Annotated in this window: 22 protein-coding genes; 14 read left to right on the forward strand and 8 right to left on the reverse strand. The window is 51.1% G+C overall.

Annotated features, from left to right (window positions below; all coding sequences use genetic code 11):
• Window positions 1–68: 68 nt before the first annotated feature.
• The 3 genes from AC2IBB_RS16755 to AC2IBB_RS16765 form a co-directional block, all read right to left on the reverse strand.
• On the reverse strand, window positions 69–1,001 hold the full coding sequence (locus tag AC2IBB_RS16755; RefSeq protein ID WP_127970628.1) for an ABC transporter permease subunit: 933 nt from the start codon (window positions 999–1,001) through the stop codon (window positions 69–71).
• Window positions 1,002–1,010: 9 nt separating this feature from the next.
• A complete protein-coding gene (gene oppB, locus AC2IBB_RS16760; protein WP_486327914.1) occupies window positions 1,011–1,931 on the reverse strand; it encodes an oligopeptide ABC transporter permease OppB in 921 nt (306 codons plus the stop codon).
• Between the two features lie 84 nt (window positions 1,932–2,015).
• Window positions 2,016–3,632 carry a peptide ABC transporter substrate-binding protein gene (locus AC2IBB_RS16765; RefSeq protein ID WP_486327915.1) on the reverse strand — a complete coding sequence of 539 codons (1,617 nt, stop codon included), beginning with the start codon at window positions 3,630–3,632 and terminating at the stop codon, window positions 2,016–2,018.
• Window positions 3,633–3,951: 319 nt separating this feature from the next.
• Between AC2IBB_RS16765 and AC2IBB_RS16770 the strand changes: the two genes are divergently transcribed.
• The 8 genes from AC2IBB_RS16770 (at window position 3,952) to AC2IBB_RS16805 (ending at window position 8,206) form a co-directional block, all read left to right on the forward strand.
• Complete coding sequence (locus AC2IBB_RS16770) at window positions 3,952–4,401, forward strand: hypothetical protein (RefSeq protein WP_486327916.1); 450 nt, start codon at window positions 3,952–3,954, stop codon at window positions 4,399–4,401.
• Window positions 4,402–4,504: 103 nt separating this feature from the next.
• A complete protein-coding gene (locus AC2IBB_RS16775; protein ID WP_486327917.1) occupies window positions 4,505–4,981 on the forward strand; it encodes a hypothetical protein in 477 nt (158 codons plus the stop codon).
• Between the two features lie 46 nt (window positions 4,982–5,027).
• Complete coding sequence (locus tag AC2IBB_RS16780; RefSeq protein WP_486327918.1) at window positions 5,028–5,429, forward strand: hypothetical protein; 402 nt, start codon at window positions 5,028–5,030, stop codon at window positions 5,427–5,429.
• A gap of 111 nt (window positions 5,430–5,540) precedes the next feature.
• Window positions 5,541–6,200: a hypothetical protein gene (locus tag AC2IBB_RS16785; RefSeq protein WP_486327919.1), complete on the forward strand. Its 660-nt coding sequence runs from the start codon at window positions 5,541–5,543 to the stop codon at window positions 6,198–6,200.
• Between the two features lie 131 nt (window positions 6,201–6,331).
• Window positions 6,332–6,634 (forward strand): hypothetical protein, encoded by a 303-nt coding sequence (locus AC2IBB_RS16790; RefSeq protein ID WP_486327920.1) that lies wholly within the window; start codon window positions 6,332–6,334, stop codon window positions 6,632–6,634.
• 44 nt (window positions 6,635–6,678) lie between these two features.
• Window positions 6,679–7,059, forward strand: a complete 381-nt coding sequence (locus AC2IBB_RS16795) for a hypothetical protein (protein WP_486327921.1) — start codon at window positions 6,679–6,681, stop codon at window positions 7,057–7,059.
• A 74-nt stretch (window positions 7,060–7,133) separates the two neighbouring features.
• On the forward strand, window positions 7,134–7,673 hold the full coding sequence (locus AC2IBB_RS16800) for a hypothetical protein (RefSeq protein ID WP_486327922.1): 540 nt from the start codon (window positions 7,134–7,136) through the stop codon (window positions 7,671–7,673).
• 47 nt (window positions 7,674–7,720) lie between these two features.
• The gene (locus AC2IBB_RS16805; RefSeq protein ID WP_486327923.1) at window positions 7,721–8,206 is read left to right on the forward strand and encodes a hypothetical protein; all 486 of its coding nucleotides are present in this window, start codon (window positions 7,721–7,723) and stop codon (window positions 8,204–8,206) included.
• A 213-nt stretch (window positions 8,207–8,419) separates the two neighbouring features.
• Here the strand turns inward: AC2IBB_RS16805 and AC2IBB_RS16810 are convergent, their stop codons facing one another.
• The 3 genes from AC2IBB_RS16810 to AC2IBB_RS16820 form a co-directional block, all read right to left on the reverse strand.
• Complete coding sequence (locus tag AC2IBB_RS16810) at window positions 8,420–8,647, reverse strand: hypothetical protein (RefSeq protein ID WP_486327924.1); 228 nt, start codon at window positions 8,645–8,647, stop codon at window positions 8,420–8,422.
• A complete protein-coding gene (locus tag AC2IBB_RS16815) occupies window positions 8,640–9,173 on the reverse strand; it encodes a Tse2 family ADP-ribosyltransferase toxin (RefSeq protein WP_486327925.1) in 534 nt (177 codons plus the stop codon). Before AC2IBB_RS16815 ends, AC2IBB_RS16810 begins: the two co-directional genes overlap by 8 nt.
• Window positions 9,174–9,608: 435 nt before the next feature.
• Window positions 9,609–10,373 carry a transcriptional regulator gene (locus tag AC2IBB_RS16820; protein WP_486327926.1) on the reverse strand — a complete coding sequence of 255 codons (765 nt, stop codon included), beginning with the start codon at window positions 10,371–10,373 and terminating at the stop codon, window positions 9,609–9,611.
• 700 nt (window positions 10,374–11,073) lie between these two features.
• On the opposite strand from AC2IBB_RS16820, the gene AC2IBB_RS16825 reads away from it, so the two are divergent.
• The 5 genes from AC2IBB_RS16825 to AC2IBB_RS16845 all read left to right on the forward strand — a co-directional run bounded on the left by AC2IBB_RS16825 (window position 11,074) and on the right by AC2IBB_RS16845 (window position 19,948).
• Window positions 11,074–14,943, forward strand: coding sequence for a G8 domain-containing protein (locus AC2IBB_RS16825; protein WP_486327927.1), 3,870 nt, complete (start codon window positions 11,074–11,076; stop codon window positions 14,941–14,943).
• 387 nt (window positions 14,944–15,330) lie between these two features.
• Window positions 15,331–16,056, forward strand: a complete 726-nt coding sequence (locus tag AC2IBB_RS16830) for a transporter substrate-binding domain-containing protein (RefSeq protein ID WP_164887283.1) — start codon at window positions 15,331–15,333, stop codon at window positions 16,054–16,056.
• A 257-nt stretch (window positions 16,057–16,313) separates the two neighbouring features.
• Complete coding sequence (locus tag AC2IBB_RS16835; protein ID WP_486327928.1) at window positions 16,314–17,078, forward strand: substrate-binding periplasmic protein; 765 nt, start codon at window positions 16,314–16,316, stop codon at window positions 17,076–17,078.
• A gap of 138 nt (window positions 17,079–17,216) precedes the next feature.
• The gene (locus AC2IBB_RS16840; RefSeq protein ID WP_486327929.1) at window positions 17,217–17,459 is read left to right on the forward strand and encodes a hypothetical protein; all 243 of its coding nucleotides are present in this window, start codon (window positions 17,217–17,219) and stop codon (window positions 17,457–17,459) included.
• 383 nt (window positions 17,460–17,842) lie between these two features.
• On the forward strand, window positions 17,843–19,948 hold the full coding sequence (locus AC2IBB_RS16845; protein WP_486327930.1) for a GmrSD restriction endonuclease domain-containing protein: 2,106 nt from the start codon (window positions 17,843–17,845) through the stop codon (window positions 19,946–19,948).
• Between the two features lie 166 nt (window positions 19,949–20,114).
• Here AC2IBB_RS16845 and AC2IBB_RS16850 read toward each other — a convergent pair whose 3' ends face one another.
• Entirely contained in the window at window positions 20,115–20,279 is a 165-nt protein-coding gene (locus AC2IBB_RS16850; protein ID WP_486327931.1) for a hypothetical protein, read from the reverse strand.
• Window positions 20,280–20,582: 303 nt separating this feature from the next.
• Between AC2IBB_RS16850 and AC2IBB_RS16855 the strand changes: the two genes are divergently transcribed.
• On the forward strand, window positions 20,583–22,277 hold the full coding sequence (locus AC2IBB_RS16855) for a methyl-accepting chemotaxis protein (RefSeq protein ID WP_486327932.1): 1,695 nt from the start codon (window positions 20,583–20,585) through the stop codon (window positions 22,275–22,277).
• Window positions 22,278–22,595: 318 nt separating this feature from the next.
• On the opposite strand, the gene AC2IBB_RS16860 is transcribed toward AC2IBB_RS16855, so the two are convergent.
• Window positions 22,596–24,710 carry a TonB-dependent receptor gene (locus AC2IBB_RS16860; protein WP_486327933.1) on the reverse strand — a complete coding sequence of 705 codons (2,115 nt, stop codon included), beginning with the start codon at window positions 24,708–24,710 and terminating at the stop codon, window positions 22,596–22,598.
• Window positions 24,711–24,809: the final 99 nt, after the last annotated feature.

Raw genomic sequence — 24,809 nt, forward strand, 5'->3', positions numbered from 1 at the left:
GAGCTCCTGGCGCTTACTGGATGATTGCTTTTTTATTAGATGCATGAGTGGTCCGGGGCGCATGAGAGTTAACGGTCCTTCGGATCAAGGGCGTCGCGCAGGCCGTCGCCGATGAAGTTGAAACAGAACAGGGTGGCGACCAGAAACAGGGACGGAAACATCAGCAGCCAGAGCGCCACATCAATGGTTTTCGCCCCTTCGGCGATGAGAATTCCCCAACTGGTGTCCGGCGGCTGCACGCCCAGGCCCAGAAAACTCAGAAAGGATTCAAACATAATGAAACCGGGCACCATCAGCGACGAATACACCATCACAATGCCCAGCACGTTGGGCAGCACATGGCGACGCACGATGGTGAGTTTGGACACGCCGATGGAGTGCGCCGCTTCGATAAACTCGCGCCGCTTGATGCTGAAGGTGACGCCGCGCACCACGCGGGCGATGTTGAGCCAGGACACCATGCCGATGACGATAAATATCAGATAGATATTGTTGCCGAAGAGCGTGACGAACAGGATCACCATGAACATGAACGGCACGGAGTCTAGCACTTCGATGACCCGCATCATGACGCTGTCCACCAGCCCGCCCACATAACCGGAAATGGCGCCCCAGACCGTGCCGATCACTACGGCGACGAGGGCGCCCATAAAGCCCACCATGATGGAGAGACGTCCCCCTTGCATGGTGCGGGCGAACAGATCCTGACCCAGGTCGTCGGTGCCGAAATAATGCCCGGTTTCCAGAGAGGGTTTGCCCAGCTCGTAAGGATCGGCCACCACGTTCCAATCGATTTCATCGTGGCTGAAAGGCGCGACATGGGGCCCGATGACGATACAAACGACGATAAACAGCAACACGTACACCGACGCCATGGCGGCGCGGTTCTTGCGGAAACGCATCCAGGCGTCCTGCCACAGGCTGCGTCCCGCCACGGCTTCAACAGGGGCAGTGACCTGATCGGAGAACCATTGCGGATCGAGTTTTCTGGTTGTCAGCACGACGGCCTCCTAAATGCGAATGCGCGGGTCGATGACGGTGTACAGCAGGTCCACCACCAGATTGAAAAAGATGGTCAGCGAGGCCACGATCAGGGTGATGCCCATCACCAGGCCATAGTCCCGATTCAGCGCGCCGGAGACGAAGTGCTGCCCCATGCCGCCGGTGCCGAAGAAGATATCGATAATCACTGATCCGGTGACCACCGCGACAAACGCAGGGCCTAACATCGCCACCACGGGAATCAACGAGGGCCGCAAAGCGTGATGAAACAGCAGATAGGGCGTGGAGAGACCTTTGGCGATGGCGGTGCGGATGTAAGGTTGGTTTAACGTCTCAATCATGGCTCCGCGCATGACCCGGGCGATGCTGGCGACGGAACCGATAGCGAGGCTCAATACAGGCAGAATCAGAAACGCCGTTTTGCCGCCCTCCCAGCCCCCGGCGGGCAGCCAGTCGAGCTGTATGGCGAAGATCGTGACCAGCACTGGCGCCAGCACGAAAGCGGGCACCACCACGCCAGTCATGGACAACGACATCAGAAAGTAGTCGAGCTTGCTGTTGCGATTGAACGCCGCCAGGGTTCCCAGCAGCATGCCCACCGGCACGGAAATACAGAAAGACAACACACCCAGCGTCGCCGACACCGGCCAGGACTGGCCCACCAGTTGCGTCACGGTGAAGTCCTGGTACACGAAACTCGGACCCAGATCGCCTTGTACGAAATCGCGAATATAGATGAAAAACTGGGTGAAAAACGGCTCGTTCAGATGGTATTTGGCTTCGATATTGGCGCGCACGATTTCCGGCATGGGACGCTCCATGTCGAAAGGGCCGCCGGGAGCGACGTGCATCAGCCAGAACGACACCAGGGCGATGAACAGCAGCGTCGGAATGGCGATCAACAGGCGACGCAAAATGTATAGCAACATAATGACGCTCTCAGGAATCCGTTAAAAAGGGCCTGGACGCACCGGCTCTGTACTTCCGACATCCAGGCCAAGAGATCGCCCACTTTAATGGGCTTTCACATACACGTTCTTGCGGTAGTAGGAGGCTTCCGGATTGGTGCGTTCATAGCCGCCGATATAGGGTTTGATCAGGTACTGATCATTGCCGTAGCGGTACACCGGGATGATCGCCATATCGTTGATCAACAGCGTCTCCGCCTCACGGTATTCCTTGGAGGGATCGGTCAGCACTTTGGAGGCTTGCATGAGTTGGTCGTAGCGCGGGTTGCTGTATTTGGAGTCGTTGAATTCGCCGGAGGAGACGAAGACGTCCAGCCAGGAGGAGGCTTCATTGTAATCGGCGACCCAGCCGCCGCGGTGTATGTCGCCAGTTTCTTTGAGGGCGTAGAACACCTTCGGCTCCAGCTGCTTGATCTCCACTTGCACGCCCAGCACGCTCTTCCACATGCCCGCCATGGCGGTGGCGATCTTCACGTCATTGGAGAACGTGGGCACGGTGAAGGACAGTTTCAGCGGCTTGTCTTTGCCATAGCCTGCTTCTGTCAGCAGTTGTTTGGCTTTTTCGTTGCGCTGCTTCTGCGTCCAGGTGGCGTACTCGGGCGTGTAAGGCTTGTAGCCGTCGGTCTGCGGCGGCACCAGGGTGTACATAGGCACGCCGCCGTTATTCAGAATCGCCTTGGTCATGATGTCGCGGTCAATGGCGTAGGACAGGGCGGTGCGCACGCGTACATCCTGGGTGGGTCCGGCGACGGTGTTCATGTAGTAGTAAACGGAGCCCAGGGATGCGCTGGTGTTGGCCACTTCTTCAGGGAACTTCTTCAGCAATTGCTTCTTCTGCGCGGAAGGAATGGACAGCGCCTGATCAATCTCGCCGGCCAGATAGCGGTTCAGGGCCACATTGGCGTCGCCGATAGGCAGCCAGGTGATTTTTTCCAGCACCACATTATCTGCATCCCAGTAATGAGGGTTCTTCTTCAGCACCATTTTTTCATTCACTTTCCACTCAGACACGGTAAAAGCGCCGTTGGTGACGATATTCGCCGGCTGCGTCCACGCAGCGCCGTATTTCTCAACGGTAGCCTCATGCAGAGGGACCAACACCGGATGGGTGATGAGCTTGAGGAAGAAAGGAACGGATTGCTCCAGGGTGACTTCAAAGGTGTAATCATCCACCGCGCGCACGCCCAGGGTCGCGGGGTCCGCTTCGCCTTCCATGATCTGCGCCGAGTTCTTGATTTTCGGCATGGCGGCGAACCAGGCGTAAGGCGAGGCGGTTTTGGGATCGAGCAGGCGACGCCAGCTATAAACAAAGTCGTGAGCGGTCACTGGATCGCCGTTTGACCATTGTGAGCGACGTAATTTGAATGTGTAGACGGTGTTGTCGTCATTGACCGACCAGCTCTCCGCCACTCCGGGAATGGTTTTACCGGTCTTGTCCTGAATCGCGAGGCCTTCAAACAGATCGCGACCCAGATTAAAAGCGGGCTCCGCCGCATATTTGGCGGGATCGACAGACGTGACCTCGCCACCATTGTTCAACGTAATTTCCTGTCGGGCTGCGAGTTGAGTTCCTGGAGGGTAGGGCTTCGCCACTGCGCTTACCGTACACACGCTGCTTATCAGAGAAATAGCGCCCAGCATCAGTAGTTTGCTTATCTTCATGACTACCTCGTCGTATTATTTTCGTTATGCAACGAGGGAATGTATATTGTATACAATTCGTTCTCAACACCCTTTGAAAACCTCAATATGAAGGATCAGAATCAGAGCTTGGCGGTCTCAAAAAGTGAGACTGGTGGGTGGATGACGAGTCGATTTTTGAAACATTAGAAGCTTGAGTTTCGTCTCAAGAAACAGGGCCCTGTCATCGGCTCAATCTGGATTTTGTGTTGTTGCAGAGTGTTGAAGTCGGGCGAAAAAGCGGTTGGGGAGTTGGGATTGGTGTGGTTGAATAGCTAGTCAAAACGTTAGGTGGCCGCCATTGAAAGTTTACTTCGAGAATATTGAGCATGGCTGGGTGAATTTTCGGCTTGAAGCAAATGGAAAGAACCAAATCCATGAAGGTTTTTCCTATACCCCTTACGACTCATTTTCAGAGCTGGTTGACGCCCTTTTTGACATGAAGTCCCAGCAGTGGCCTGTGCAAAAGAAAGCCACTTTTAATACTGAACCATATGAATACGAGTTTAACTTCAAAAAAGAGAACGAAAAAGTTCACCTCAATATAGTCGGTTATCCTGACCATCGAAGAATGGACAAATCTGAGACTATTTACGCAGCCGAAGGAACCTACGAAGAGATCTGCCTCCCGTTTTGGAGGGGCTTGCGTAGACTTCAAGGGATACACAGTGCAGAAGAGCTTGATAAGAGGTGGCAAAGGGCATTTCCTTCGTCAGAAATTGATGCTTTGACCAGGTTGTTGAAAGGGTAGCGGCTAGTAAGAGCGGCTGTTACTGGTGCGCCTGGCGCCTGTTACTAGCGCAGAATAACCGCTACAAAATCGTAGATTAGCGCGCTAATAATTTGATTGGTATATGAAAATAGAAGAGTTTAAAGCATTACTAAAAGGCCGACTTTCCTCAAAAGATGTATTGTTGATAGACAGTGTTCATATGCTCGATCAGCAGAAATATGAGGCCAGAATAGTTAGAGCATACACCCATAATTTTGAGGGGCCGGAAAAGTATAGTTCTGGAAGAATAAAGTTTATCGGAACGCCAGGGTCATGGGGCAATCCAACACTAAGCGAGAATGAAAAAGCATTGACGTTTATAGCTTATGCTAACGACTCTCGCTCTTATTACGAGCATAGTTGGCATGCGCACCTTTCCATTAGGAATTATGAGGGTATTGAATACGCCATAGTGAAATGGGTTTCAGAGCATGTTTTTTGGCCTGATGATTGGTGGCATCTCATGCTCCACCCAGAGAAAGAAAAGCCCTGGGTGAATGGTGTGCCATTCGGTAAGTTTGAAGAGTTTTTGTTGGAAACTATTGGTGTGAGTGTTTAGATACATAAATTGCATCAGATTCCCCCATTTCTTTATGAGATTAAGTGTGAAAAATGTATTAGTTGCTAGTTTTGCGTTGCTGGTTTCAGTGTTTATGCAGGTATTTATCGCGGCAGCGATTGACTCTTTTAATAGTGACTTCAGTGATCTCCGAATTTCCGCCGTAATCGCTGGCGTGGCCACATTGGTGGCGCTAGTGGTTCTGGTAATCTGGGCGATTCCCGGCCATTTGCTTCTAAACAAACTGGGGAAAGATAAGCTGATTTGGTATATCGCGCCCGCACTTCTCCCTGGTTTTGTGTTTGTATACTGGCTAAAGCCTTTCGGTCAGGATGCTGAGCCATCCTTATTGATCCAGGCGCTTTTCTGTAGCTTCGTTGGCGGCGTGTCAGCCGTTGTGTTTTGGTATTTTGCTGTTTACAGGCCTGGGCGTATGACAAAGCCTTAAAGAGAAGGTTGTTTTTCATACTGCCCACAGTCAGACGTTAAATTTCAGGATTAGATCCGCGAGTGTGCAAATTTGGCTTTGCTTCAGTAACCATTGGAAGTATGGAGATTTATGAGCATTCAGAAAGAGTGGCAAATAATATGGCGGGAAGCATTAGGCGAGCCTACCGACTCGATGCCGGTTATAAGAGATGACTATGCTCTTCACTTCGATATATGGAGTATTGGTGAAGAAAAGCTGAATGAGTGCTTCTCAATTTTCCCAAATGGTGATCTTTTATTAAACAGAGTAACGGAAGTGTTGAAGAGCGCTCCTGAAACTACTGAAATCGATGACCATTCTCTCCTTTGCCTGCTTGAGAAAATGAATCAAAACATTGAAGCCGTTCTTAGGCAGTACGGCGATCAGGAGCTTATTGAACTAAACGCTGAAAAGTCAGAAGCTGGGAAACGCTCTGTTTATCGAGGGAATGAAGCGCTAAGGCATGAAGTGCTTGGAAATGCGGATAACCCTACCATTCACCTCAATGACGCTCTCTGCGAAATCATAAAGAAATACCACGGAAAAGAAGGATATGAGGCCTATTTCTTTCTAAGCGAGCCTCTATATCAACTCTCGGGCTGCTTTTATACAGTGTCTCATTGGATTATGTGGGCGATGGTGGAGAACGAGTTTGACGTCGATCCTTACAGGCCGGCATTCGACCTGTATAAACTGAAAGCCCAGGCTGGATGGAGCGATGAAGAGCAATTTATTTTTATCGCGAGCTGAGTTTCTAATACGCGTCGATACTGAGAGCCATAGCGGCCACTTAAAACTTTTAAATTCTATAAAATCAAGTTCGGCAGGGTCTTTGCTGCAAAAATGTACTGAATCTGGTGCTGATAGAGAGGTTTTGAACAATGTTTTTTGCATTTGACGATCCCAGAAAATTTGATGGCGAGGATTTGTGGTGGATGTCATTCCCTAAAATTGAAAGTCGGAAGCTTATAATCCATCCATTTGGCGCGCCTGCAAAATATAGGGTAGGGGATATTGTTAGATTTAAGCAAAAGCCGGATAGGCTAAGGGAAATCCTTAAAGTTGAGTGGCATATGCATCGGTACCAGTGGGTATATATAATTGAAACATCCGTAACAAGCACCAAACATTACTTTGAGCCATATTGGTTTGAAGACAAGCTTGAGCTGGTCAAAAGGGCTTAACTCGCTTCTGGGCGCCATATGCGAAATAGAAGTAGGAGGGGCTTATGAGTACAAGCGTATTCGCCTTCATTGAAATTAATCACAACGGTGAGTGGATCATCGCGGATGACCTTGTTGAAGATGAGGACTATGAAGGTAAACCAGTTCCGAAGAACGTCGCTCCGTATTGGTGGGGCAAGAGTGCATACGCAGACATTTACGAATTATCGGGTGAAAGGGGTTTCCCTGCTGACCTCAGCATCGAGATGTTGAGCTTTATAGAAGAGTATTGGCAGGAGGCAAACCGGCCGTCATGGTTGTTAATGTCGGAACTTAAGCATTTACAAGAAGACGAAAATGGCCGTTGCCCTGCTATCGAATTAACCCTGTTCCCAAGCGCCTTGCCAGACAGCGAAGTCAGGCTGGTGTTTTGGGCAGACCAGTGAGCTATTCTCTATATGCCACAGCTCATACTCCCAGGAGCTAATAACAACGTCGTGATGCAAAGGTGTTGATACTTATGGGCACTAACTACCGCCTTGCGTGTAACGATTGCCATGAATTCCTTGAGCTTCATAAATGGTTCCCAGATGACGAGCTATTGTTTAAATATCCTGGTGATTTAAAGATCGGTATTTATTGTGGGTCAGTCACGGATAAGGATAAATTGCAAAAGGCGATTCTTACATTCGAGAACGGATTAAAAATGGAATATCCCGGTCATTGGATTGAAAATATGGTTCCTTTCTTAAAGGCGTTCATACAAAAGCATGATGGGCATAGTTTGGTTATCTATAACTCCTTTGGCGATATGCCGTGGTATCCAGATGAACCAGAGTGGCACAGATGGAAGGAGATATATGGCCCCATGTCATGCTGGGATGACAACTATACAGATGTTGAACTTCCAAGAAACCTGATTGATGATATGGGAATCAATAATTGGGATGACGCCTTAAAACACTACATAGAGAATTGTCCATGCCTAACGTACCCGAGTTTTCCGGATGAAATGGAAACGGTTTTTAATATTTATTTAAATAAATATGGAAAAAAATAATAGCTATTCGATTTATATGGTGTGAATTTTGGCTTGCTTTAACAATTATGTCATGGATTCAAAGGTATAGCCCTAAATGGGTACTAAAAAAGAATGATGCTGAAAACCTTATTCAGCTTTTTTCGAAAGAGCTGATCGGCAAGTCGATTATGGAAACATATGTCGGCTGGTATGTACCAGATGATACTTGGCATCAGGATTATCCGATTGTTTTAATCATTGATGGCGCTCAAATAGAAGTTTGTTGGCAACACTTTGATAGCCTTTCGATGACTAAGAACCAAATAGACGTTTTTAACTGCATATCATACGATGAAAAAATTCCTTATAAGAAAAACGCCTTAAAGGAGCTAAACGCCGCCATTGACAAGAAAATCCTCAATATAAAGCTTGGTATGTCCTCGATGACACTTAAAGGAAAAGTTTTACCAATAATAAATAGCGTGGATTTTGAACTGGAGGGAGGATTCTTATCTATTTTCAATTCTTTAGATGAAAATGGAGTGCGCGACTTTCCTGTCAACAACGATTAACAATTTTCAGCAATTGAGATTCACAAAATAGTCAGCCATATGGCGGGTGATAGATGACGGATGATCTAATTCCAATACCGATTCCGGCATTGGTGGCGGTGCTCCTCAATAAAGAGCGAGAAAAAGGCGAGCCTCTTAAATCGAAGTAAGAGGCAGCGCCTAGCAGACTATCCATAAAAATGGATAATTCGTTCAGTCTACACTTTTGATAAATTATCTCTTCACGATTGCTTCATAGGGCGGCAGATCCGCCCCTTTTGCCAGTTGTTCTTTGTAAACACTGGACAGAACCTTGAAGGCTTCATCGTACGACATGAGTAATTCTGTAATATTTTCCGGGTCGCTGAGTGTTTCTGACTCCAGCAAAGCTTCAAATCTATTTATGCTTTCAAAGACAGCCTGCAGTGAAACCATTAAAGTATCATTATCAATATCAGCCATTGCTCATCTTTCTCTTTTTCTTCTGGATGTTTGTATAGAGTTCGTCCAGTAGATTCTTAAAGGTACTAACCGACATTGCTCTGTTTGGAACGATAGAGTAGTGGGTTGCTTCAAATCTTTCGTTATAATCATCTCTAACGATCAAAATGCCTTCGGGAATATCTGTCCCCGCTGGTATTTCCAAGTAAGCCCAATTTTTCCCTTTGAATGTTTTGTCTCTATCAAAAAGAGACGTCCCCTTTGCTTTCCACATATCCTCTGGGCGCTTTCTGTATATATGTGGAAAAATAAATTTTTCCCCATTTAATTGCTTGATGGTTACATCAGCGCGTCTGAATTTTCCATCTCTTAGCTCCCTTTTCTCAAAGTCTGGATACAAGGGGTTTGTGGCGTGTTCGTCTGTTCTAAATGCGCGCCACAAAAATAGAACTAGCTCTTTGTCTGATTTGTATATTCTATCGAAATCTCCGATCTCAATAAAAAAGCTTTCAGTTGTTTTGCTATCTCTCAGTAAATGTTCTTCCATAATAGGGTCTTACTCCAAATAAAATGTAGTCAAAAGCTTGAGGGAACATTGAATGGCTGACTTTATCATGGCTCATGAAATTTCTTCAACATAAGCTTCCTCAACTAAATTCAGCACACGGTTTGAAGATCGTAAACCACACTTGACTGCCTTTAAATCAGCCTATTGGCTTAAGTTTCACAAAGCTCTGTGTCTGCTAAGTTGAAGGCCGAAGCGTCGTCTCTCAAAGTGTGTAAATAGCTATAATTGAGAGAACGTATGCTGCCTCGAAAGGTTCCGTTTCTGTACTAGGTACGCTCTTTTTTCTGTGTCGTTCAACATGCCAGCAAATAACAGGATTCAGCTAACTGTTCTTGTAAAACGCCCCTACGTATTCTTTTTGAAATCTGGTGCGTTGGCAAAATACCCCCTGCACGATCACGCCAAATCATCCCCCTAAGCCTTAGCAAACATCTCCGACACATACTTCAGCAGTTGCCCATCGATATCCGGCAGGCCGTCGGAAAACTGGGTCAGTTTACCTGGGGTGCAGCGCATGAGTACGTTGGTGGGTTCGCCTTCGTCGTTGGAGGTGTTGACGGCGTTGAGTTCGACCAGTTTGTCGTAGAGGTCGTCTTCGAGTTGGGTTCTCTGCGCTTCCGTCATTCTGATGCGGCCGACGCAGACGCCTGGGTGGATGGGGTGGGACAGGGACTCTTCCTGAAAGCGGCGGCGAAACAGGCTGTCCAGGGCGGAGCCTTCTTCCAATAGATAGCGACGTCCAGACTGATAAAAGGAGCCGTCGCCAAAGTCATCAATATAGCCAAGTATTTCAGCGATGCGCAGGTAAAAGCGCAGGCTGGTTTCGCTGAGGCCGTGTTTCTTCGCCACGGCGTCCGGCGTCATATTATGAGAGGTCACCATATTGATGAAGTCGAGCAGGTAGGGGTGCTCCAGAAACAGCTCGCTCTGTTTGTCGGAAATAAACAGCTCATTCTCATGCTGCAGTTTGTTGGCGAGTTTGGTCAGCTCCACCAGATCGGTATTGAGGAAACTGACGTACATGAGAATCTTGTCCAGCCCCAGAGACGGGTTATGCAGGTGACGTTTGATGCTGGAGAGGGGAATACCGGTCTTCTCGGACAAATAACCGTAACTCAGCCCCTCGTCTTTAATTCTTCTTCTGATGGCGGCAAGTAAAAACTTCGGCCCGATATGCATCTCGCCAGACTCCGTGATTTTTGTTGTTAGGATGCTCGCCTAAGAGGCGATTAACGCCTTTGGATCATACCAGACGTCGTCATAATTCGGTGCTAGCAATAAAGCGTAAGCCCAAGCCTTCTGATGGCGAAGTATCTCCATAGACCGTGTCGATTAAATGATTTATTGATGGCCTTCAGAGTTTGCGGGTGGCGAGGGGGGTGGTTAATATATGAACCATAAAGTGACTTACTTGCAATGAAACAGCTATATAAAACTCTTATCTTATCGCGCTGGATACTGGATATAGATCTCTCCTTATTTCACTCCAAGAAACAATAAAGTCTCCAACCATTCTTAACCCGTATGGGTTATTAATATTGCCCTAGAGGATTGAGTGTGAACTTATGTTAATGTTCGCCTGGGATCGGATAACTGAAATACTGCACTTATTCTTTCAATCTAGGTCTTGATTGCTGCGTCGGCAGTTATCGGTCTGATGCATTTCGGTTATTCGCCTTAAAGGATGAGGTTCTGGTTTCGGCGACAAGATAGCAATGCCGAACTTTTTACTTAATTTATCGATGTCGGATCTGAAACGTTTAAGGTTGATTTTGGATGTGGGATTTCTGCGCCTGTTTGGGGCGTCTCTCCCACAACGCCTTTATGCGTGTTCAGGTGAGCCAGAGCTAAGAATCAATGCACTGTGGAAGACTATAAAATGAACTTGGGTGAAACGAATATACATACAGACGAGCCGGCGCGCGGCTCTGTCTTAAAACGCAAGAGGACGTTCTCCATACTGACGACCCTCGCTGCGCTGACCTTTGGTCAGAGCGCCATGGCGCTAACGGCCGTTGACGAGGGCGTGATGACGGCCATTGGCGAGTCCGGTTTTGAGACGCCGGATGTTCCCTCGGGCGGTTTTCAATATCTCCCTGCAGGCGGAGAATGGGCCTTCGCCGATAGCGCGGGCATCACCGAAAACGGCTCCGCGTTTACCTCATGCAATCCCAACACGCCTCAGGGGCAGCAGGCGCTGTTTATTCAACAGACGGGGCAGGTGCAGAAAACCATCACTATCCCTCGCGCAGGCGCCTATCGCGTCAATCTGCAAGGCGCGCAGCGAGGCTGCATCAACTCGCCCCAGGGGCAAACGCTGCGGGTATCGCTCGCCGGCAACCGAATTGGAAACATTCGGCCGCAGGACAGCAACTACCGCCTGTATCATTCCACCACGATGTGGCTGGAGCCTGGTAAATACCAGTTATTGATCAGCGGCCTGAGCGCCAGCGGCGATAACACGGCTTTTGTCGATGATGTGCAGCTGGAAAGGCTGCCGTTATGGTCGGAGGCGTCGTCCTGGCTGGAGAACTCGGTTCCCGGGCTTGGCGAAGAAGTCTACATTCCCGCCGGCGCCACTATGGTTTTGGATGATTTGAACGCGGCGAATGTGATCATCAACGAAGGCATTCTTACTGCACCGGTTAACCGCGACTTTTCGCTGGATGTGGCGGAAATCCATGTGATGGCGGGTGGTCTGCTGGAGCTGGGCCGGGAAGAAGCCGCGTTCAATGGGCAGGGCGTTATTACCTTGCTGGGAGAGAACCCGGCGGCGGAATCCAAGCTGATTCACGCCATGAACGGCGGCCGTATCGAAATGCATGGCCAACCCAGGCTGTCCTGGACGCAACTGGGGGCTTCCGCTGTGATTGGCGACAACCGCATCACGTTAAAAGAGACGGTGAACTGGCGGGCAGGGGATCGCATTGTCATCGCCTCCAGCGATTTCGACATGAACCATGCCGAGGAATTCACCATCGTCAGCGTGAGCGGCGATAGAAAGACCCTCACGCTTAATGATCGCCTCGCCTACAACCATTTCGGCAAGCTACAGGAGTACAGCGACAACGGACAAAGCTGGACGCTGGACGAGCGTGCGGAAGTGGGCCTGTTGACGCGCAACCTGAAGATTCAGGGAGATGAAAACAGCGGCCGCATCGCCTATGGCGGCAACATTATGGTGATGCGCGGCGCTTCCGGTCGTCTTTCCAATGTGGAGTTGACCCGCATGGGGCAACGCCGCAAGCTGGGACGTTATCCCTTCCACTGGCATTTGGCTGGCAACGCCGCCGGACAGTACATTCGCAATTCCAGTATCCACCACACCTACAATCGCGCGATTACCGTTCATGGCACGAACAACGCTTCAGTGGAAAACAACGTCTGCTACGACAACCTGGGGCACGCTGTGTTCATGGAGGACGGCAACGAAACCGGCAACCGCATCGTCGGCAATCTCGGTCTGGTGACCCGTAAGCCCGCGCCGGAATACGCACTGCTGCCCAGTGATTTCACCAACGGCAGATTAAGAAACGCCAGCGGTCCGTCCACCTTCTGGATCACCAACCCCAACAATATTGTGCAAAACAACCACGCTGCGGGTTCCGACGGGTCGGGTTTCTGGTTCGCCTTTCATCAGAATCCCAACAGTCCGGTATTCGTTCCGGGGCTGAATCCCAATGTGCAGAACCTGCCTGCCGGCGCGATCGATAACAATACCGCGCACTCCAGTTTCCACGGCTGGCTGTTGGGCATGGCCCCCATGCCCAATGACGCCACGCAGACGCCTAACCTGAACAATGACTACATGCCCCAGCAGGAGCCGATCATCAACGGGCTGACGGTGTACAAAAACTATCTGGGCATGTATTCCCGTGTAGGCGGCAATCGCGGCAAAAGCACCTACAACGATCTGATCGTGGCGGACAACTATGAAGGAGAAGCCAGCACCTGGGTGACGGACTACAACCGCGTTCTGTGGGTGGGCGCCTCGGAAAACTACGAGCCTGTGGCTCCGTTGGGTCTATCCGCATCCAGCGGCGTCATTGGTATGGCGATTGGACATATTTTGTACGATGGTCCGGTGCGTATTCGCGACTCCCATTTCACCGGTTTCGAGCGGGACAATTTCACCTTGTTTGATCAATGGGGCGCCAATATCAAATACTCCGGGCACTCCCTGCACAACACCACGGTCTCTCCGGGCAGTTACCAGGTGCGTTATCGCAATGATTACATTGGCCCGGTCTGGTTCAACGGGGCGATTTACGATGTGGACGGGACATTCACCGGCCAGCCCATGACCGCCATCACCCAGGACCATCCCATGCTGGTCGACGGTAACAGCAGCCGCATCAAAGATGGGCTAAGCGGCATGGAAAGTCGTCGTCGTTTCGCCTACGTGGAAGTGCGTCCCTCTGATGAAATCTGGCTACCGCCGGCGCCGCTGGTCAGCCGCAGACGTCAGGACAGCACCTTTTTCCGTAGCGACGGAGCCCGTTATACCGAATCCCGCAAGGAAATCGAAGGCGTCAGTCTGTTGCCCATGGTCGACGGCGCTTATAACTACGCCTACATCTATCACGACCAGATTCCCAGCATCACCCGCTTCGATTATCACAGCATGAGCAGCGGCGAGTATGTGACCTTGGAGCTGCCGGGCGTGGCGCCCAACGTGTATGTCTATCTGGGAACGCCGGCGGGGCAATACGGATTCTCCGGTCCGCTGATTCAGTTGGGTTCGGTCGGCGCCTGGGCGGCGTTGCGCGCGTTTGACGGCAACGCTTGGGCTTATGAAAACGGTAGCTTGTTTGTACGTTTCAAAGCGCCTGCTGGCGCGGATTTCAGAAATCCCGGCGAACTGGGCTCTACCTTCGTATGTTTGAATCCCGGGTGCGCGTCGGGCGCCAATCGTCCCTTGGCTCCCAATGTTTATGTGTTGAACAAACAAGGCGGCGCCAGAACCACGTTCCAGAAGCTGTTGCGCAGCAAGAGTTTCATCTCCACCGCCGCCCAGAACAGCGCGCTGGAAGCCGCCAACGAAGCCTGGCAGTTCGATATGACGGACTGGGATCGCGACGGCTATATGGATATCGCCGGCTTCAAAAAGCGCAACACCGGCACGGGAACGACGGAGGTGCATATCATGGACGGCAAGAGCGGGCTGCAGCGTTTTATCTTCCAGTCCGGCACGGCATTAGGCTACATAAACGTCAACGATCACATGGCGATACGGGACTACAACGGCGACGGCCAGCCGGATATCTGGGCCATCCTGCATAACACAACAGGCAGCGGACGCACGGAAGTGCATGTGCTGGACGGAAGAAATCCGCAGAACTTCCTGTTGCATGACGCCACAGGGCTGGGCTTGCGACCCAATTCGTCGGATGAGTTCCTGATCAGCGATTATGACCGCGACGGCAGACCCGACCTCTGGTACATCGCCAAACGGGGCGGCTCCAACAGAACGGAGGTGCACATCCTGAGCGCGCAAAGCGGTTACGACAATTTTGTCGTGCACTCGGCGACGGCGCTGCATGCTACTAATGACAACTGGAGCTTCCGCGTGGCTGACTTCAATGGCGACGGCGCGCCGGACCTGATTGGTTTTAAGCGTAATGGCGTGAACAGTACGGAAATTCATGTGCTCAACGGCGCAAACAACTTCCAGAACTTCCTGTTCCAAAGCGCCACCGAACTCCCCAAAGGCTCCGCCGACAACGTCTATCTGATTAGCGATCGCTAGCCTTTCTCATGCGCCGGAGTCGAACTGAACTCTGGCGCTCATTCCACGAAAACAGTTGGATGGCGCTTTGCTTATCCAACCTACATAACACCGCCTCCCAAAGTAGGTTGGAAAAGCGCAGCGCCTTCCAACATTCAAACGTTCAAGGCTATACCCACGTTCAAAACTACCGCCCCCCCAAAATTGTCTCCCAAAAAGCCCACATACGGCGGCGCTCCAATTTGTTGGCGACCTGTTTATAAACTAACCTTATTACGGTTACTGGCCGCTGCGCCACGCCACCCTGGGGATTTGTAAACAACGCCGTTTGACCTTCGCCTGATGAACTTTCTCCCCGAGGTTTATCGGCCTACGCCAATGATCTATCTCAAACAGAGAGGTATAAGCATGAAGGCTCTTTCTACCTTGATTCTGACCATGCTCGTTGCGTTTTCCGCGCAGGCGGAGACCGTCACAGCTGCGCAGGACCCTTGGCCGCCGTTTATACAGGAGGGGAGTGATCCCGGAATTTCCATTGCGCTGCTGAAAGCGGCGATGGAGAAAGAGGGCTACACGGTGGATTTCAAAATCCTGCCGTGGAAACGGGCGTTGAATGATGTGATCAACGGCAATATCGACATATTGCCCGGCGCCTGGTTCACGGAGGAGCGCGCCAAGGTGCTGAACTACAGCAACTACTACGCGCAGAACAGCATCAAGTTTATCAAGCGCAAAGGCGACCCGTTTGAGTTCAATGGGCTGGATAGTCTCAGCGGGAAGAAGGTCGGCATCGTCAGCGGTTACGGCTATGGCGACGAGTTCACCCACGCCACTAATTTCTCCAGACCGGAAGCGGGCACGATTGAGGCCAACGTTAAAAAGCTGTTGAGCGATCGCGTAGACCTGACCCTGGAAGATGAGATCGTCGCCAAGTCTGTCATGAAGGACGCCGGCATCGACCTGGGCTCGGTGGAGTTCACCAGTAACGCCCTGTCCGTAAACGACCTGCACGTCGCCACCGGCAAGGCCAACGCTCAGGGCCAAAAAATCATCGACGCCTACAATCGGGGTCTCGCCGCCATCAAAGCGGACGGAACCTACGACAAGATCCTGGCGGATTACGGCGTCAAATAACCCGCCTACTGCCATATCGGCCGCCAGACAAGCCGGTCTCGCGCGAAAGGGCGGGACTGTCTGGCGGCTGAATTTGCATTGATTTACAAATGTGTCATGCCAAAAAGGAGATGATCAGAGCAGACTGCTTTAACCGGTAGCTACCTAACATACGAGGCGTCTATCGGCAGCAAGCGCGCTACGCTGAGGCGGCGTCAAACGGACGCAGGGAGAGCCACGCTTTTTCACATGCCTTTGTCATAGAAGTTAGAGCAAGAATGACCCTACGAAAGCTGTTGGCGGGTATCTTTCTGAGAAGCCTCCTCGTTCTCCTGATCGGGATATGGCCGCCGAAGGGTGGGGCGCACGCGGAAGAGTTCAGAGTGCTGGCTCATAACACGGAATTTCCCCCCTATTTTTTCTACCAGGACGGCGTCGCTACCGGCTTTTACAAAGACTTCTTCGACGCCCTCAGCCGCATCACCGGCGACACCTTCCTCTCACAAACACACCCCTTGGCCCGCGGTTTGATGATGTTCAATGAAAATCTGGTGGATATCGAGTCGGGGGTGAACCCCGCATGGCGGGCAGGGGAGAAAACCCTGGGGCTGTTCACCATTCCCTATGCGCAATCCGTCGACATCCTGCTGTTCGGCCGCAATAAAAGCCTGCCCGTCGAAGCGCCCTCAGACTTAATCGGCAAACGCATCGGCGTCGTGCGTGGCTACCAATATCCAACCTTCACCAAACTCTTCCAAAGCGGCGCCATCGAACGCTACGACGCCAACGGCGAATCCCAACTCCTCACCATGCTACTCGCCGGCCGCCTGGACCAAGTCATCATCAACAAAGACCTCGTCCTCTACCGCATGCGCGAAAACCCCGTCTACCGAGGCCTCGAACCCGGCTTCGAAGTCGGCGGCGTAGACGTCATGCTACGCATCCACCCCAACAAAGCCGCCGCACTGGACCGGTTGAATGCGGCGATTAAGGCGTTGATTGATAGTGGGGAGATTGAGGGGATATGGGATAAATATCGGTAATGACAGGAGCGTTAAAGCAATAGAAAAGATGCTGACGGATAGTGTTATGATTTTTCCCGCCGTATGTCCAAGTCGGGCTACGCCCACACCAACTAAAAAACCTGCTCAAGCAATGAGCGAGTCTAAAGACGGGTATCAATGAATAGAAAAGTTAAATGGCAAAAAGGCTCTCCAAAATGGGAGGGGATTTTTCTAGCGTCAACAAAGTTTCCCAACGGACTCGGAGAAAACCAGCTACTGCGGTGGAAAGACAACAGCTGGTATGACTTGCCAGGAGAAGAAAAAGTACCTGATACGCATATCATTGTCGGATTCATCTCGACTACAGAAATAGTCGCCCGCTTTCGCGGCGAATGGCCAGAGTGGGATACGGAGGATTAGGGCCTTTCTTTTAACGAAATGCTGGGAAAATTTAAAAGTCCTGTTATGCTTCCTTTAATTCCTAAAGCCTGATTACTTGAAGCAGCAGCCCATAAGCTGCTGTCATCTTGTCTGTATGGAGTGAACACAAGAGTACATCGTCAGAGAAACCGGACATGGCCGCGCCACAGTGGTATTGCGCTATAAAGAAGCGGCGCAGAGGGTAAATCAAGAAACTATCTCTGCTGTTGTTCGGCTGCGGCATTCGTGATCTGTTGTTGGTCCAATCTGCAGTCTCAGTGAATTAAGCCCTAAGGACAGGAAACGCGGTATGCAGATTACTGAGAATACTTTTGAATACAACTGAGCAGATGTGTTCAATGTTAGATGGAGCTTGATGCGATATGAAAGCAACTGAAGCGAAACTGTTGGAGTTTTTGAAAAAGTCACCGCAATTTGTAATTCCAATTTATCAACGAACGTACTCTTGGAAAGAAAAAGAATGCCAGCAGTTGTGGGATGATATCATTCGCAGTGGCAATAATGTTGATATCAATGCCCATTTCATGGGGTCTGTTGTTTATGTCGAGAAAGGCCTCTACTCTGTATCGTCTCAAACACCACTCTTAGTAATCGACGGTCAGCAACGCTTAACAACTATTACTCTTTTAATTTCAGCATTAACGGAGGTGATTGGTGAGCAAGAGCCTTTAGAAGATTTCAGTTGTACCAAATTAAAGGGCTATTATTTAACTAATCCTCTGGAAAGTGGTGAGAAGTTCTACAAGCTGGTGTTGTCTCAAACCGACGATAAGTCATTAAAAGCTATTATCAAGGGGCTTGAGCAGCCAGATAATAGATCTATTCGTGTGGTTGAAAACTATGAGTTCTTCAAGTCGAAGCTGCAAAAGCTTATTGATCTGAAACCAATTTGCAGTGGACTGGCAAAACTGATGGTTGTTGATATTTCGCTTAACCGGGAGCAAGACAACCCACAACTTATATTTGAGAGCATGAACTCAACGGGAAGGGAGTTGAGCCAAGCGGATTTGATCCGCAATTATATTCTCATGGGGCTAGAGCCTGAGCATCAAACCCATCTCTACGAACAATATTGGCGACCAATGGAGCTGACATTTGGGCAGCAAGCATATAGCGATTACTTTGACAGCTTTATGCGTCATTTCCTCACCGTAAAGACTCGTGAAATTCCTAAGATTGGTGAAGTATATGAGGTGTTCAAGGAGTATTCGAGACGACCGTCTATCGCAACCAAAGGCGTAGATGAGCTGGTTAAAGATATTAGGAACTATGCAGTTTTCTTCTGCGCTTTCGCTTTGGGTAAAGAAAAGGATGAGGAGTTAAAGCTAGCCTTTAAAGATTTGCGAGAACTCAAAGTTGATGTTGCCTACCCACTGTTACTTGAGTTGTATTCAGACTTTTCAGGTGACCTGTTGAGCCACAGCGAGTTTTTGTCCGCTGTGCGTATCATCGAAAGCTATGTATTCAGGCGCGCTATCTGTGAGATCCCAACAAACTCCATGAACAAAACCTTTGCTCGAATGGGTATCGGCCTTAAAAAGGATCGTTATCTTGAAAGCATAAAAGCCGCTTTCCTGCTGTTACCGTCCTATCGACGTTTTCCTGGCGATGAAGAGTTCCATAGAAAAATTCAAACCAAAGACATTTATAACTTCCGCAGTAAAAGTTACTGGTTGAGGCGCATGGAAAACTTTGGTCGTAAAGAGCGCATTTTGGTCGATGAGTACACAATTGAGCACATCATGCCTCAAGCCGACAATAAAGCAGAAAAGCTACCTTTGGTATGGCGCTCTGAATTAGGAGATGAGTGGGAGCGTGTTTGGGAGATTTATCGCCATACTCTAGGAAACTTAACTTTAACAGGATACAACACAGAGTATAGCAACAGTGCGTTCATCGCTAAGTGTGAACATGAGTATGGTTTTAAATTCAGTCCACTTAAGATGAATGAAGGGATTGCTGTTGAAGCCAAGTGGGATGAAGCTGCTATTCAAAAGCGTGCCAATAAGCTAGCAAATAAAGCGACCGAGGTATGGGCAAAGGTTGAGTTGCCTAGGGATATTTTCGATGCATATAAACCACAAATTGAGCAATCAACGGAATATAGTTTGGCGGACCACCCTCAGCTAGTGACTGGGAAAATGGCTGATATTTATCAGGCATTCCGCAAAGCGGTGTTGGAGCTGGACCCATGTGTGACAGAGGAGGTAAAAAAACTTTATGTCGCCTTTAAAGCCGAAACCAATTTTGTCGATGTGGTGCCTCAGGCGAAGAGACTCCGCTTGTCGCTCAACATGCCTTTCGCCGAAATTGATGACCCTCGTGGACTGTGCAAAGATGTCACGAACTTAGGGCGCTGGGGGAACGGTGATGTCGAAGTAGGTCTCGACAACTTAAATGATATTCCTCATATCTTGGCTTTAGTTACACAAGCATTTGAGCGACAAATTGGTGCAGACGGTATCTGATGTAAGCCGATGCCATTAATTTTTCGAGTTAAAAAACAACAAAAAATGACAGACAAACTAGCCAAAAGTAGTTAGTGGTGAAAGCATAAAATGGGTGTCCAGCGCTTACGAGTGCTTCAACCTTTAGCAAAGATATATGTTATTACAACGAATACAAAACTCTCCCCTAACCCAACTCCAACCGCTCCCCCAACAACTCCAAAAACCACCTCACCCGATAGGGCAGAAATTGTCGGGTGGTGTAGAGGGCGGTGACGGTGAAGCTTTCGGTGGGGTGGCGGGGAGGAGTTCGATTAGTTTGCCTTCTTGCAGGTCTTGTTCGTAGAGCCATCTTGGGCCCCAGTTGATGTTCTGGTCTCATTGGATGTCTATCTCAGTTGTTGGAAGACGCTGCGCTTTTCCAACCTACAGAGTTTTAGCGGCGGTGGTGAATGAGAGTGCGGTGAGACTGGCTTGCGTTGATGTAGGTTGGATAAGCGAAGCGCCATCCGACGAGACGGCAATTTTTACCCACAAAACGCCAAATCTAACCGGTTATGGGTCTACACTATAGTGTATAGACCTGCTTTCGTCCCTTAATCATTACCGGAAACCCTCAAGGCTTTCCGGCCTGCCTGTGGTGAGGAGCAGCGGTATGAACAGACTCTCTCTCATCTGGAAAATCACTCTTCCTGTCATTGTTGTTTTCACTTTGTCCGTCATCGCAATCTACATTTATATCCCCAAAGCGGTTGAAGCTAACGCCATCAGCGAGGCCACCGCGTCGGCGGAGCAGGTTGTGCAGCAGTTCAAGACCTTGCGTGGTTACTACACCAAGAATGTCGTGCAGAAAGTGCTGGGAAATTCGAGCATGAAGGCGTCTTTTGACCATGGTAAGGAGAAGGATGCGATCCCTTTGCCGGCGACGATGATTCACGACTTGAGCAAAGAGTTTTCACAAAAGGGCATGACGCTGAAACTGTACAGCGCCTTTCCGTTTCCTAACCGCTCCGAACGGCGCCTCGACAGTTTTGGGCAAGCCGCCTGGGCCAGTTTGACCAAAGATCCGGACACCACGTTTTCACAGGTGGATAAAGACACCAAGCTGGGGTCCGTGGTGCGCGTTGCGGTGGCGGACAAGATGGTCGCGCAAGCCTGCGTCTCCTGTCACAACACCCGGGCGGACACGCCTAAAAATGACTGGAAACTGGGAGACGTCCGGGGCGTATTGGAGGTGGATATCAATATTGACGGGCCTCTCGCCAATGGGCAGGCGCTGGGTTCCAAAATAGCGGTTTTATTGGCGCTGGCGTTGCTCGCCGTGCTAGGGCTCACGGCGATATTGTATCGAACGCTGGCGCATCGTCGGATTAATAACATTGCGGTGGCGATGGAAGAGATTTCCGGCGGCGGCAGCGATCTAAACCGCAGGCTGGATGAGGATGGAAACGATGAAATCAGCCGTATCGCAACAGCGTTCAACCGCTTCGTTAGCGAACTGTCGCAAACCTTCACCAAGATTGTCGGATTAACCCGCGATGTCGCGGCTTCCGCCAAAGAACTGTCGGATATTACTGACCGGAGCAACGACGATATCCACCAACAGCAACGGCAGACCGAGACGGCTGCGGCGGCGGTCAATCAGATGGCCAGCACGGTGAATCACGTGGCGGAGAACGCGTCACAATCCTCAGCAGCCTCCGCCAGCGCTGATGAAGCGGCGAAGCAGGGGTTACAGGTGACTCAGGCGGCGTCGGCGGCGATTGCGCAAGTCTCCGAGAGCATGCAGGACGCCAAAGAAGTCGTGGACAAACTGAACGAGGACAGCAAAAGTATTGGCGCTGTACTCGATGTCATTCGCGGTATCGCTGAGCAGACCAACCTGTTGGCGTTGAACGCCGCCATTGAGGCCGCCAGAGCCGGTGAACAGGGCCGCGGATTCGCGGTGGTCGCCGACGAGGTGCGGAGCCTGGCTCAGAAGACTCAGGCGTCAACGGAAGAGATCCATCATATGATAGAGCGGCTGCATTCCGGCGCTCAGGCCATGGTGTCGGTGATTGAGCAGGCGTCCGGTAAAACCGCGCAGTCGGTGGAGTACGCGCAGCGCACTTCTGAAACCATCAATCAGGTGTCGGAAGCGATAAAAGTCGCCAGCGAAATGAGCGCGCAGATCGCCGCCGCCGCTCGGGAACAGCATTCCGTGGCGGAAGAGATCAACAGAAACATAGTGTCCATCAACGAAGTGACGGGGCAGTCCTCAGACCGGGCTGTGCAAGTCGCCCAAAGAGCGGAAAATCTCTCCGCCCTTGCGGATGAGTTAAGCGCGCTGACGGCTCGATTCGGGGCTTGAAAGACAAAGCGCACTTTACTCCTGGAAACGCGCGCCTTCGATTGCCGCCGCAGCCTTCAACTCAGTTGTTGGAAGGCGCTGCGCTTTTCCAACCTACAAGTAGCGAACAATCTATAAACCGTAGGTTGGATAAGCGCAGCGCCATCCAACACTCTTATTCAATTTCTTCGAAGTACATTCCGTGTGCTGTAAACCCTTGGTAAAGCCCACGAGAGACTGCATAGTAAAAGCTGGTTTCTGACAGCGCGACGGTATGCAGCTAAACAAGAAGACCAATCAAGCGCTGGTCTTCTTGAGGCGTGCAGTTAGCGAGACGGTTTAAAAATCCACGCCATAGCCCAGGGTGAAGGTGCGGCCGCGGCCTTTGAAGTTGCGGTCGTCGTTGACGAGGGCGCTTTGGGAGTAGTAGGTGAAGTAGTCTTCATCGAACAGGTTGGCTACGGCGAAGGACAGCTTGCCGACGGAGAGTTGATAGTCGAGGGTGGCGTCCACCAGGGTGTAGCCGTCGAACTCTTTTTCCGGATCGTCAAAACTGCGGTCGAAGGCATGGCTGGCTTGCAGGGAGGTGCTGAGGGTTTGCGTCCAGCGCGCGTTCCAGCCCGCCGTTAGGCGGTTGGGCGGCAGGTTGAGGCCGTCCAGTTTGCTGTCCAACTCGCCGTCCGCGTCGCTGTCGTATTCGCCATTGATGCGCGAGTAGGCCAGTTTTACCCGGTGCCGTTCGTGCACCTGAACGCCCAGCGTCGCTTCCAGACCGTCAATTTCGGTTCGCTCCCGTTTCACGAAATAGACCCCGTCGATATTCTCCAGACGCGAACCCAGGTCGGAGTCGGACTGGTAATAGCTCAACTCGAAATCCACGGGTTTGAAATCGATCCGCACCCCGATTTCACGGTTGTCGGTCAGGATCGGTTGCAGATTGAGGAAGTCGTCCACGTCCTGGTCCGGCTGGTTGATGCCTCGCAGCACGCGGCCCACATCCGGCATGCCGAAGCCTTCCGAATAGTTGGCGAACACGCTTAGCCAGGTCAGGGGCGTCACCACCACACCGGCGTTGTACAGGGTTTCGCTGAAGTCGGGATTGCCGCCTTCCACGGTGACGCCATTGGCGGAGGCCAGAGTCTCGAAGGAGTCCACGTCGAGTTCCGCGTACTCGTAACGCACCCCGGCGTGCAACACCAGATTGTCCATGGGTTGCGCCTGGGCCTGCAGGAAGGGCGCGTAGTTGTTGTAAGTGGTCTCAGGCACCCAGCTACGGTTGGTCAGCACCAGTCTTTGCTGGGTGGTGTCACGCAGCAAGTCCAGGCCGCCGGTCAGCTTCAGCTTGTTGTCGAGCAGGTCCTGCTTGCTCAGCGTGAATTTGGCGCCGAGTTTGTCGGATTCATTCTGCGACTGGTCATACAGCGTGCCTACTGGCGCAATATCCTCGTCCTGGAACGTGGAGGTGAGGGTGGCGCCGAAGCGGCCTTCGAATTGCTGACTGTAGGCTTGCGCAGTGAAGTTCATGCCTGCAAGGTCGTGGTGCTCGTATTTCATGCTGGCGGTGATGACCCGATTGCGGGGCGCTTCGCCTTCCGGCTTGCCTTTTTCTGAGGTTGTGGGAATCCCTTCGCTGCGATCGCCGGTTACGCTGACATAGTTCATGTCCCCAGCCGCCAAGTAATGATTCACTTCCAGCTCGATATTCTGCTCGTCGTCTATCCAATACCCCAGCTTCAGGAACAGATCGTAAGCATGGGAGTCCATCAGATCGCCCTGAGTATTGTCGACGCCTACCGGCGCGCCGCTCCCGTCCAGATACAGCCCTTGGGTTTCATAGCTGAGGCCAGCCAGATACTCGAAGTCCTCCTGGGCGCCTTCCACCTGATAGTCCAATTTGTAGCTCAGGGTGTCGGAATCCAGTTTGCGGGCGGGAGTGGTGACCTGAACCCCGGCGTGCTGCTTGAGTTCCACCCCGCTTGGACGGCGCGTGATGAAGTTAATGATGCCGCCGGTGGCGCCCAGGCCGTGTATGGCGTTGGCGCCGTGAATCACCTCAATGCGTTCCACCATAGACAGGTCAATGGTATGGCCTGAACGGGACGCGTTTCTAAGCGGATTGGACTGCGGCACGCCATCGATCATGAACAGCACAGCACGACCGCGGAAGGTTTCCCCGCTGCTGGTCAGCTTTTGCCGGTTAGGCGAGTAGGCGGGCAGCAGGTTGCTCAGAATTTGCGATGAATCGGACGTCAACGCCAACTGCTCTTCAATCTCTTCCCTGGTGATTATAGTGACGACTTGAGGGGAGTCCTTCTCCCCCGTGGCGGACCGAGTGGACGTAATCACGACCTCATCCAGCACCGTAGTCGGTTGCGCGGCCTGAGCCTGTGCGGAGAGGAAAAACGCCGCCAGCGGCGTGAGCGCCAGGGCGTGCAGGGAAGGTTTTGACAGCATGGACAATTCCTTAATGATTGTCTTGGGATGTGAATGAAGGAGAAAAATAGCCAGGAGTGCAATGTAATAAAAATGATAATTATTATCAATCGCATTAAG

The organism is Hahella sp. NS-SX17 (assembly GCF_057367735.1).